This is a genomic window from Escherichia sp. MOD1-EC6021 (assembly GCF_002965245.1).
Classification (GTDB): Bacteria; Pseudomonadota; Gammaproteobacteria; order Enterobacterales; family Enterobacteriaceae; genus Escherichia; species Escherichia coli_F.
Window position 1 is genome coordinate 94076 of sequence record NZ_PTRU01000008.1, and the last position, 12938, is coordinate 107013.

At 54.5% G+C, this 12938-nt stretch carries 4 protein-coding genes; 3 read left to right on the top strand and 1 reads right to left on the bottom strand.

Annotated features, from left to right (window positions below; translation table 11 throughout):
• Positions 1-74: 74 nt before the first annotated feature.
• Entirely contained in the window at positions 75-8159 is an 8085-nt protein-coding gene (locus tag BEB54_RS11530) for an adhesion domain-containing protein (RefSeq protein ID WP_105282195.1), read from the top strand.
• A 55-nt stretch (positions 8160-8214) separates the two neighbouring features.
• Here the strand turns inward: BEB54_RS11530 and xseA are convergent, their stop codons facing one another.
• Positions 8215-9582 (bottom strand): exodeoxyribonuclease VII large subunit, encoded by a 1368-nt coding sequence (gene xseA / locus BEB54_RS11535; RefSeq protein WP_105271458.1) that lies wholly within the window; start codon positions 9580-9582, stop codon positions 8215-8217.
• A 161-nt stretch (positions 9583-9743) separates the two neighbouring features.
• Here xseA and guaB point away from each other — a divergent pair, with 161 nt between their 5' ends.
• Together guaB and guaA are read left to right on the top strand one after the other, a co-directional pair.
• The gene (gene guaB / locus BEB54_RS11540; protein WP_001299507.1) at positions 9744-11210 is read left to right on the top strand and encodes an IMP dehydrogenase; all 1467 of its coding nucleotides are present in this window, start codon (positions 9744-9746) and stop codon (positions 11208-11210) included.
• 68 nt (positions 11211-11278) lie between these two features.
• Positions 11279-12856 carry a glutamine-hydrolyzing GMP synthase gene (gene guaA, locus BEB54_RS11545; RefSeq protein WP_000138270.1) on the top strand — a complete coding sequence of 526 codons (1578 nt, stop codon included), beginning with the start codon at positions 11279-11281 and terminating at the stop codon, positions 12854-12856.
• Positions 12857-12938 lie beyond the last annotated feature (82 nt).

Consider the following 12938-nt stretch of genomic DNA (forward strand, 5'->3'; position numbering starts at 1 on the left):
TTCCGCCTGTTTTGCTTAGCGACGCGTTAAGCAAAACAGGTTGATGTTTTGTTTATCATGCTGGAGTTTTCTACATGTCGGTATGTCTGAAACCAGGGAAAATCATTATGCTTCTGGGCATGTTGGCAGCTTTTATGCTGTCTGACTTTGCACGGGCAGGGGCGGAATGGCAGACATATCCTGATTCTACAGGCGAGTTTAACGGAACCGTTCCTTTTGCCGACAGCGCCAGCGTACCCGTCTATCAGGGCAGTGTTCAGCTTAATCCTGCTGAATCTCATGATGTCGGGTTTTCTGCTAAACCGAATGAATTTAGCGTTGACGATGACGCTGCTAACCTGATTGTCGCTAATCCTCAGGACAATGACGGCGACCAGTTTTCCACACCACCTGCGCTGCGCTGGGAAAATCAAACACCCCCTACCGTCAGCCTGGTGTGGGCCGATGCCGCCACGCCCGATGTGCCCCTTAACCCACAACCCATTGCTAACCGTAGCTTTTGCGCTCAGGGGCTGGCCGGACGCTCGCTGGTGGCCTGGCCGCAGATTGATGCGCAGCAAACCCTCCCACTGCTCTACCTGCTGACCTCGACCGGGTATCCCTATGCGGGGACGGTGGCGCTGGTGGACCAGAAAGTGACCCTTAACATCGCACCCGCGCAGGGCGACTTAATCTCGGTGAGCGCCAGTGGTTTTAACGAAACGATCGCGGCGGCAAAAACCACCGTTGGCGACACCATCACGCTCACCGTCACGACTAAAGATTGTCAGGGCAACGTCGCGGGTAATATTCCGTTTATTATCAAACGTAAAGATGCTGAAAATCGCCAGGGGGCGGTGAATAATACTGCGCCAGTGGTACTGGATAGCACTGAGTTAACGACGACGGCAACCGAATACTATGGCACTTCTGATGCCAACGGCACGGCCACCATCACGGTGAGCCAACCGAACGGCCCTGGCGTCAAAACGCCTCTGGTGGTCAGCATTTCCGGCATTGCGCAAACCAGCGAAACCGCAGTGATTTTTACCGTACTCACCAGCCCGGACGTGGCGCAGGCTACGATGTGGGGCCATATGGCGGAGACGGTAGAAGCCCACGGTTACACCTTCAGTCGACCAAAGCTGGCGGCAGAAGTCAGCAATGAAAGCGCCACGGTCGTCGATCACAACGAAACCTGGTCCACCTTCACCTGGAGCGGCGCAGATAACCACTGCACCGTGCTGCCCGGCATGCGCCACTTCGGCGCGCTGGCGACCGTTATCCCCACATCGGTGCAGACAGTCCTTGGCTGGCCGATGCAGGGGGATTATTACTGGTCATCGCTGGCGGGCACCACCGGGCAGCACCATGCGGCGGATGTCTCTAACCGTGGTGAAACGCAAAAGCCGGATAGCACCCCGTTTCTTGTAAGCTGCGTGGATAAACCCGCGCCTGATGTCGAACCGAAAATCGTCCTTACGCCCGAAAACTATGATGATACGGCACAGGCGATGAAAGCGCAGGTGGGCGAAGACGCCACGATGCGTCTGACGATCACCGACAATAAAAATAACGATCAACCACTGGCGTATTACTACTTCTCGCTGCATCTGGATGACGGCGTTAACCGCAAAAATCAAACCGATTCCGCCTGGGAAGCCCATCCGGTGCAGATTACTGGTGGTTCGAATTTGCAACAGGTTGATGCTCACACCTATGAAGGCATGACCGATGTCAACGGTCAGGCTTCGCTAACCCTGAGTCAGCCCGACGGCGCAGGCGTGAAAACCCATATCACGGCGAAAATGCGCAGCAATTTTACGGCTACAGATGCCAAAGACGTGATTTTTACTGTGATCACCAGCCCGGACAGCGACAAGGCGCGGATGTGGGGCCATATGCGCGGCATTGTTGTATCTGGCAGTCTGTTCAAACGCCCAGTGCTGGCGGATGAAACTGAGCATGAACTGGGATCGGTGCGGGAAAATAACGAAGACTGGGCGCTGTTCGATCAAGACACCAGTATGCAGGCTGAATGCGGCGTCGGCCATACGCCAAGTCAGAGTGGGCTGGAAAGCCTTTTTTCAGCCCATCCCGGTAACGCGATTGGCACTGAGTATGGCTGGCCCACCGCACAACAGAACTACCTAAGCGCGGTGGAGCAAGCCACGCATTCATCGGTGAATTTGGCGAACGGAAACGTCGACAGCTACCCCGGCTTTAAGCGAAATTACCTCTCCTGTTCGGGCAATGAGATGGTCGCGAAGGTTGAAGTGAGCACCGATCACGATGTCACCCCTGGCACCAAAGCGCAGGCCAAAGTGGGAGACACCGTCGTGATGACCGTGCGTACGGTTAACGCGCTCAATAATACCCCCGTTCCCTTTACTGCCTTCACCATCACTAAAGGCATGGGGTATAACCGAGCGGGGCTGGTGAGCGGGTTTGATGACCCGAGCAGCGGCGCAATCTCGATGAATGGCACGCAATACGGCACATCGCAGCCGTCGATGGTTTATACGGGTACGACAGATGCACAAGGCGTGGCAACGGTCGAAATAGAGCAACCCCAGGGGGTGGGGTTAAGAACCGTGCTGAGCATTACGCCGGTCAATTCCCATCTACCAAATGCCATTAATTACAATGTTATTTTTACCACCCCAACCAGCCCGGATGTTAGTGGGGCGCAGATGTGGGGCCATATGGATGAAACGATTACCGTTGATTCATTAACCTTTACCCGGCCTAAGCTGGCAGCAGAAATCGCCAGTCCGGATGGCACACTAACGGAAAAAAACGAAGTCTGGGCGCGCGTTAGCCAGGCCAGTACGGCCATTACCAGTAAAGGCGGTTGCGGAACCAATATGCTGCCGCGCCGCTCCCAGCTCAGTGCGCTCTATGACGCTAATAACGGTAATGCGGTGCAAGCCACACACGGCTGGCCGACGCAGCGTCAGCCCTACTGGAGCAGTTCCCCCGCGGATTTAACGCCGCACAATTACACCATTGCCCTGGATAACGGCGCACAGGCCATCGGCGGCGATACGCCGGTTTACGTCAGTTGCCTGACGACGGCGAACAAACCTGCCAGCAGCATTACGCTGGATGTGGTTGATAACGCACAGTGGGCTGCCGGAAATAACGCGGCGAAGCTGAAAAAAAGCGAAACGCTACGGGTTAAGGTAACGGTAAAAGATGCGCAGGGTAATCCGCTCACGGATATGCCATTTAAACTGAGTCGCGGAGACGGTTATACCCGCACGGGCGAAAAACATATTGCCGGTAGTGGCGATGCGCTGGTGGCACCGGTGGTGATTAACAGTGGGCTGGCGGATGAAACGACGTTGAACGACACCGCGGGATTTTATACTGCCATGACCGGTAGCGACGGCAGCAAAATCCTCAATATTACCCGCCCGGATACTCACGGCACCAAAACGGCGCTGACGGCGACGTTGTATTCCGATCCAACAAAAAAAGACAGCCTGGATACAATCTTTACTGTGGTCACCAGCCCGGATAGTAGCAAAGCGAAAATGTGGGGGCATATGCCGGAAACGGTGACGGCTGCGGACGGTACGGTATTTAAACGCCCGCTGTTGTTGAAGGAACTGGCCTATCAGACTGGGCGAACATCGACGTCTGAAGACAATGAAAACTGGGCGTTGTTTAACATTAATTATGCGAGTTCTTCCACGACGTATAGTGGCTGTGGAACCAGCTATATTCCGACTCAAGCCGGTCTGACGTCACTGTTTGCTAATAATGCGGGCAACACCATGAAAACCGTGCAGGGCTGGCCGGTGGCAACACGCTATTTGTCCAACACGTCCGACAACGGCAGCATGGAGCAGCGTAACTACAAGGCGGTAGATCTCAGCAATGGCACGAGTGCGGCAGTGTCATCAACGGCGCTGCAACTGCTGACCTGCCAGACCACGCCGGTAACCACGGTGGGCCAAATTCTGCTGGAAGCGGCAGATCCGGCGACGCTGGATACCACCTATAACGTGGTAAAAGCGAAAAAAGGCGAAGAATCCGTGGTGCGCGTCACCACCAAAGATACGCAAGGCAACCTGGTGGGCAATACGGCATTTATCCTGACGCGTGCCAACAGCGTGAGTCGGGCTAACGCATCAGCAACCGCGAGCGTGGGCGCGCTGACGGTGACGGATGCTTGGGGAAATACGCGAAATAATTTCCAGTCGACGAGTGAAACGATTTACGGCGTGACTGGTGCAGACGGGTCAACGACATTTACCCTGAAACAGGATAACAGTACCGGGTTAAGAACCGATCTCACGGCAAAACTGGATACGTCCAGCAGCGTCAAGGCGACGCTACCGGTGGTCTTTACTGTCGTGACCAGCCCGGATTCGCCAAAAGCGAATTTTTGGGGACATATGGCCGAAACGGTGATGGCCTCCGACGGTACAATCTATAAACGACCACTGTTGTTGAAAGAGCTGAGTAACACCAGTGGTCGAAATTCTACGGCTGAAAACGGTGAAGATTGGGCAAGATTCACCTGGACTCAGTCGGCTGACACCAGCATGAATGGGTGTGGTACAGATTATATGCCGACGCTGGATGGACTGAAGTCTTTGTATGACGCCAATAGCGGTAATGTGATGAGTACGGTGCAGGGATGGCCGGTAAAAACGACCTATCTCACCAATACCCCGAGTGATACGCAAACAGGGAGCCGTTACTACAATGTGGTGCAACTGAATACTGGTGCAGTCTCACAAATCTCGACGAACACAGTCGTGCTACAAACCTGCCGCACAACGCCGTTGACGGCTGCTAGCCAGATTACGCTGGAGGCCTCAGACCCCGCGCAATTTGTCAGCATTGACAGTACGCTTAGCGCGATCAAAGTGCAGAAAGGCGATAGCGTGTCGATCCGCATTTCGACTAAAGATGCACAGGGGAATTTAGTCGGCAATACGCCGTTTGCCCTGAAACACGCTAACCCGGTCAATCGCCAAAATGTGGCGTCAACATCGCAGAAAGTGTCGGTCACGACTGCGTCGGGTACGACGGTGGATACCACTGCATCGACCATTCTGTATGGCGTGACCGGGCCAGACGGAACCACCACGATGACACTCCGACAGGATGCGTCCACCGGACTCAAAACCGACTTTTATGCTCTGTTGAACGATACCGGCGTGTCGTCGAACACCTTGCCAGTGATCTTCACCGTCGTCACCAGCCCGGATACACCGCTGGCGGCCAACTGGGGGCATATGGCGGAAACCTTTACCAGCAGCAAGGGCGTCACCTTCAAACGGCCTTTCCTCAAAGCTGAACTTTCTGGTGGTACGGCGGTAACGACCAATAATGAAGTCTGGTCGCGCCTGACAGCAACGGAGAAAACGGATGCCAGCAAGGCGGGTTGTGATGAGAGTTATCAACCGCTGATGACTGACATGCAGGGGTTGTATGCGGATTACCCTAACAACCAGTTGGGCACGGTGCTCGGCTTGCCGACTTCCGCCGGGTATATGTGGGCCTACGACATGATGACGGTTTCTGGCAGTAGCTGGAGCAACCAGGCGTTTTCACTCGTTAATGGTCAGACAGTTCAGGCACCGTCCAGTTATACGGCGGTAGTGATGTGCCTGGTGGAACCGCATACCGTTCCGGCGATGATAGCGATCACTTCAACAGCACAAGATGCGGCAAAAACGGCCAGTAATGGTGGTCGACCGAGCGCCGTAGCGAAGAAAGGGGAGACGATTCCGCTGACGGTGACCGTACGTGATAGCGCCGGGAATCCGGTACCCTACGCCGACTTTACCCTCACGCGTGAAACGACGCTGGATCGCTCGAAAGCAACCGTTAACTCGAGTGCGGACGATCTTACCGTGAAGTCATTGATACCCGCGAACAGTGACGCTGTGCTGACGGCAAATGGGGCAAAAGTGCTCAGAACAACGGGCAGTGATGGCACAGCCACCTTTGAAGTGAGCCAGAATGCCACGACAGGTCTGGCGACACCGATAACCGTCACGCTGGCGCGCGATACAACCAAAACCGCCACGCTGGATGTTATCTACACGGTGATAACCAGCCCGGACTCACCGAGCGCGAAATTCTGGGGACACATGCCGGACACCTTTACCAGTTCGGCAGGCGTCACCTTCAGACGACCGCTCCTGAAAGCCGAAGCGACTTCAGGGTCATCGATTAGCACTAACGGCAATGGTGAAGTGTGGTCGTATATGAGCAACGTTCAAAATTTAACATCGACAGATTGTCCGCTGGAGAATCAACCGCGCAGTAATGAATTGTTGGATTTGTATAATGATCATCCCAACGGCGCGATAATGACTGACCTGGGGCTGCCGATATATGCAGGCAAGTGGTGGGCTTATGATATGGTCATGCCGGATTTATATACGTGGCAGTATCAGACTGTCAGCCTGAGCGCAGGAGATATCGCGAAGAGCTCGGCAAACAACGCGCTGATGCTTTGCCTGGCGAAGCCGCATCCGGCAGGCGTCAGCGTAATGTTGACGTCATCCGCAATGGATAACGCCAGAACCCTCAGTAATGGCGGGCGACCCAGCGCGTCAGTGAAAAAAGGTAACCCACTGCCAATTGTGGTGACGGTCAAAGATCGTGATGGCAACCCGGTGGCGGGAGAGGCCGTTACGCTCAGGCGTGGTTCAGCGATGAGCCGTTCAGGAGCAGGAGTGGGCACGCCGGCAAATGCAATGACGTTGACAGAATTGACACCTGTGTCGGCGGAGTTTTCTCTGGCCGCACACGATACGCAATGGCAAGGTTTCACCGGCAGTGATGGTACGGCCACTTTCAATGTTGAACAGCCTGAGACCATCGGCCTGGCCATTCCGTTCACCGCTATACTGGCGCGAGATGTCGCAACTACCAGCGTCCTTGATACGATCTTTACCGTCGTCACCAGCCCGGATTCCGCAATGGCGACCTACTGGGGCCATATGCCGGATACGGTAACGGCGGAAAACGGCGTGGTCTTTGAACGGCCTAAATTGTTGAAAGAGCTGCCGTCGAGCGCCGGAGTCAGTCAGGTGACGGATAACAATGAAGTGTGGCCGTTGTTTAAGGCAACGCAAAGGGAAGATAGCAGCCTCAGTCCTTGTGAAGCGGCACGTCGGCCATTGAGCGATGATTTATTATCGCTCTACGCGCGCTATCCGGGGAACACGCTGACGACTCAAATCGGCTGGTCTACGAAGTATGCATGGTGGGCACTGGATAACAAGCAGGGGAATGCCCTGGTTGTCAGTCTGAATAATGGTTTTGAGTCGTCGACGGCGAGTACGGGGTATCAGGGATGTCTGGTCAATCCCCGCGCGACCGTCTCCAGCGTCACGCTGACATCGACGGCGATAGATGCTACTACGCAGGCAGCGAAGGTAAAAAAAGGTGAAGCCGTGCCCCTCGTTGTTACCGTAAAAGACAGCGCCGGGAAGCCGGTACCGAATGTCGCTTTCACCTTAAAACGTGGTGAAGCCGTGCCACGCAACAGCGGGGCGACGTTGTATGGTGATATTGCGGCGATGGATGATATGACGGTACAACCTGCCAGCGGGACGGTGGTAACGCTGGTTGACAGTGGGAATACGGTCGACGGTGTGACAGGGGCGGACGGTACGGCAAGTTTTACCGTTCGTCAGGATAATACGCCAGGATATAAAACGCCGTTGACGGTGACGCTGACGGATAACGCCACAATAACGGCGACGCTGGACACGATTTTCACCGTGCCGACCAGTCCGAATGTCGCCACGGCGTATTTCTGGGGGCATATGGCGGATACCGCCACCGTAAGTGGCAAGACGTTACATCGCCCGCTATTGAAATCAGAGTTGCCGTCAGGGGCTACAGCGGCAGTAGCGCCAACGGTGAATAATGAAATCTGGGCGCTGGCACATGTGATCGATGCTCAAAAATGGGATATTGCAAAGCAGTGCGGTGACTTTAGTAGAGCACCGAGCTATACCGATTTACAGTCGTTACATAGCAGCTTTAGCACGCTGGGATGGCCATCATCGATAAGCTTCCCCTATTTCTCTACCGATCGGGCCGGTTCGTTCTATTGTGGCATGGATGAAGGGGCGGGGACACAAAACTGCGGTATTCAGGCATCCAGTACTGCGGGGTTTGCGACCTGCTTCCAGTAGTCTTAACGGGTCTGTAAATGGGGGCCAAGATGTAAATAAGATTCGCAATGCGTCATTAGGTTTTCTTGCGCGGCTTGCGGCTTTTCGTCACAGCACTCACTTCACTGATCACTACGCCATCGCCCAGGCGAGTGGTCAGTGTCTCACCCACTTTCACCTGCTTAACCTGTTTCAGCACTGCGCCATCAGCGGCGCTGGTAACGCTATAACCGCGTGCGAGCGTGGAGAGTGGACTCACCGCTTCGAGGTGCGTCACTGTATTACCAAAGCGTTCGCGCGTGGCGCTAAGCTGTGCGCGAAGTGTTTCAGCGAGACGATATTCCAGCTGTTGGATCCGCGTTTGCGCACGGTGAATCTTCGGCTGCGGATTTTGCTGATTCAGCCGCTGTGTTAATCGCTGCTGTTGCTGACCGGCGCGTTTAAGCTGATTCTCCAACGCAAAGCTCATCCGCTTTTGCAGACGCTCAAGCGTGGTTTGCTGACGCGCCAGCCGGAGCTGTGGATGCTGCTGCTGTAAACGGTGATGAATCTGCGTAAAACGTCGTGTGCGGTTGGCGAGGTAGTAATCCATCGCCATTTCCAGCCGTTGCTGCGCAGACTGCACCTGACGCAGTAACTCTTGCTGATTGCGGCTCACCACTTCGGCGGCGGCTGACGGCGTTGGCGCACGTAGATCAGCAACAAAGTCGGCAATCGTCACATCGGTTTCATGCCCAACGGCGCTGACCACCGGAATGCGGCTGGCAAAAATCGCCCGTGCCACGCGTTCATCGTTAAAACTCCATAAATCTTCCAGCGAACCACCGCCACGCCCGACGATCAATACGTCGCACTCGTTGCGAAGATTCGCCAGCTCAATGGCGCGAACGATTTGCCCCGGTGCGTCATCGCCCTGAACGGCGGTCGGGTAAATTATCACTGGCAGAGACGGATCGCGGCGTTTCAACACATGCAAAATATCGTGCAGTGCAGCACCGGTCTTTGAGGTGATAACGCCCACGCAGTGCGCAGGTGACGGTAGCGGATTCTTGAATTGCTGGTCGAATAACCCTTCAGCCTGCAACTTCGCTTTAAGCTGTTCGTACTTCTGTTGCAGCAAACCTTCACCGGCGGGCTGCATACTTTCGACAATAATTTGATAATCGCCGCGCGGTTCATACAGCGTAATGTTGGCACGAACTAAAACCTGTTGCCCATGCTGCGGGCGAAAGGTCACCCGGCGATTGCTGTTGCGGAACATCGCGCAGCGCACCTGGGCGTTATCGTCTTTAAGCGTAAAGTACCAGTGACCGGAAGCCGGTTGTGTGAAATTAGAGATTTCGCCACTGATCCACACCTGCCCCATCTCATGCTCAAGCAGCAGACGAACCGTTTGATTCAGGCGGCTAACGGTAAAAATTGCAGGGGATTGAGAAGGTAACATGTGAGCGAGATCAAATTCTAAATCAGCAGGTTATTCAGTCGATAGTAACCCGCCCTCCGGGGATAGCAAGCATTTTTTGCAAAAAGGGGTAGATGCAATCGGTTACGCTCTGTATAATGCCGCGGCAATATTTATTAACCACTCTGGTCGAGATATTGCCCATGCTACGTATCGCTAAAGAAGCTCTGACGTTTGACGACGTTCTCCTCGTTCCTGCTCATTCTACCGTTCTGCCGAATACTGCTGACCTCAGCACCCAGCTGACGAAAACTATTCGTCTGAATATCCCTATGCTCTCCGCAGCAATGGATACCGTAACGGAAGCGCGCCTGGCTATCGCCCTGGCTCAGGAAGGCGGTATCGGCTTTATCCACAAAAACATGTCCATTGAACGCCAGGCTGAAGAAGTTCGCCGCGTGAAAAAACACGAATCTGGCGTGGTAACCGATCCGCAGACTGTTCTGCCAACCACGACGCTGCGCGAAGTGAAAGAGCTGACCGAGCGTAACGGTTTTGCAGGCTATCCGGTTGTGACCGAAGAAAACGAACTGGTCGGCATTATCACCGGTCGTGACGTGCGTTTTGTTACCGATCTGAACCAGCCGGTTAGCGTTTACATGACGCCGAAAGAGCGTCTGGTAACCGTGCGTGAAGGCGAAGCCCGTGAAGTGGTGCTGGCAAAAATGCACGAAAAACGCGTTGAAAAAGCGCTGGTGGTTGATGATGAATTCCACCTGATCGGCATGATCACTGTGAAGGACTTCCAGAAAGCGGAACGTAAACCGAACGCCTGTAAAGACGAACAAGGCCGTCTGCGTGTAGGTGCAGCGGTTGGCGCAGGTGCGGGTAACGAAGAGCGTGTTGATGCGCTGGTTGCCGCAGGCGTTGACGTTCTGCTGATCGACTCCTCTCACGGTCACTCTGAAGGCGTTCTGCAGCGTATCCGTGAAACTCGCGCTAAATATCCTGACCTGCAAATCATCGGCGGCAACGTGGCAACAGCTGCAGGTGCCCGCGCGCTGGCAGAAGCCGGTTGCAGTGCCGTTAAAGTGGGTATCGGCCCAGGTTCTATTTGTACTACCCGCATTGTTACTGGCGTCGGTGTACCGCAGATCACTGCCGTTGCTGACGCAGTAGAAGCCCTGGAAGGCACCGGGATTCCGGTTATCGCTGACGGTGGTATTCGTTTCTCTGGCGATATCGCGAAAGCTATCGCTGCTGGTGCAAGCGCGGTGATGGTAGGTTCCATGCTGGCGGGTACGGAAGAATCCCCGGGTGAAATCGAACTCTACCAGGGCCGTTCTTACAAGTCTTACCGTGGGATGGGCTCTCTGGGCGCGATGTCCAAAGGTTCTTCTGACCGTTACTTCCAGAGCGACAACGCTGCCGACAAACTGGTGCCGGAAGGTATCGAAGGTCGCGTAGCCTATAAAGGTCGCCTGAAAGAGATCATTCACCAGCAGATGGGCGGCCTGCGCTCCTGTATGGGCCTGACCGGCTGTGGTACTATCGACGAACTGCGTACTAAAGCGGAGTTTGTACGTATCAGCGGTGCGGGCATTCAGGAAAGCCACGTTCACGACGTGACCATTACTAAAGAGTCCCCGAACTACCGTCTGGGCTCCTGATTCTCTTCGCCCGACTTCATGTCGGGCGATTTATATTATCTGTTTCACTTGCCTCGGAATAAGCGTCAATGACGGAAAACATTCATAAGCATCGCATCCTCATTCTGGACTTCGGTTCTCAGTACACCCAACTGGTTGCGCGCCGCGTGCGTGAACTGGGTGTTTACTGCGAACTGTGGGCGTGGGATGTGACAGAAGCACAAATTCGTGACTTCAATCCAAGCGGCATTATTCTTTCCGGCGGCCCGGAAAGCACCACCGAAGAAAACAGCCCGCGTGCGCCGCAGTATGTCTTTGAAGCAGGCGTACCGGTATTCGGCGTTTGCTATGGTATGCAGACCATGGCAATGCAGCTGGGTGGTCATGTTGAAGCCTCTAACGAACGTGAATTTGGCTATGCGCAGGTTGAAGTCGTAAACGACAGCGCACTGGTTCGCGGTATCGAAGATGCTCTGACAGCAGACGGTAAACCTCTGCTCGATGTCTGGATGAGCCACGGCGATAAAGTTACCGCTATCCCGTCCGACTTCATCACCGTAGCCAGCACCGAAAGCTGCCCGTTCGCCATCATGGCAAATGAAGAAAAACGCTTCTATGGCGTACAGTTCCACCCGGAAGTGACTCACACCCGCCAGGGGATGCGCATGCTGGAGCGTTTTGTGCGTGATATCTGCCAGTGTGAAGCCCTGTGGACGCCAGCGAAAATTATCGACGATGCAGTAGCCCGTATCCGCGAGCAGGTAGGCGACGATAAAGTGATCCTCGGCCTCTCTGGTGGCGTGGATTCCTCTGTGACTGCAATGCTGCTGCACCGCGCAATCGGCAAAAACCTGACTTGCGTATTCGTCGACAACGGCCTGCTGCGTCTCAACGAAGCAGAGCAGGTTCTGGATATGTTTGGCGATCACTTTGGTCTGAACATTGTTCACGTTCCGGCAGAAGATCGCTTCTTGTCAGCGCTGGCTGGTGAAAACGATCCGGAAGCAAAACGTAAAATCATCGGTCGCGTTTTCGTTGAAGTATTCGATGAAGAAGCGCTGAAACTGGAAGATGTGAAGTGGCTGGCGCAGGGTACTATCTACCCTGATGTTATCGAATCTGCCGCGTCTGCAACCGGTAAAGCTCACGTCATCAAATCTCATCACAACGTGGGCGGCCTACCGAAAGAGATGAAGATGGGCCTGGTTGAACCGCTGAAAGAGCTGTTCAAAGACGAAGTGCGTAAAATTGGTCTGGAGCTGGGCCTGCCGTACGACATGCTGTACCGTCACCCGTTCCCGGGACCAGGGCTTGGCGTTCGTGTGCTGGGCGAAGTGAAGAAAGAGTACTGCGACCTGCTGCGCCGTGCTGATGCCATCTTCATTGAAGAACTGCGTAAAGCGGACCTGTACGACAAAGTTAGCCAGGCGTTTACCGTGTTCCTGCCGGTACGTTCTGTTGGCGTAATGGGCGATGGTCGTAAATACGACTGGGTTGTGTCTCTGCGTGCCGTCGAAACCATCGACTTTATGACCGCACACTGGGCGCATCTGCCGTACGATTTCCTTGGTCGCGTTTCCAACCGCATTATCAATGAAGTGAACGGTATTTCCCGCGTGGTGTATGACATCAGCGGCAAGCCACCGGCGACTATTGAGTGGGAATGATTTGATCCCTGCACTATGAATTAGCAAAACCCTCTGTTACTACAGAGGGTTTTTTATACTCACGAATCATAGGATTGAAGTT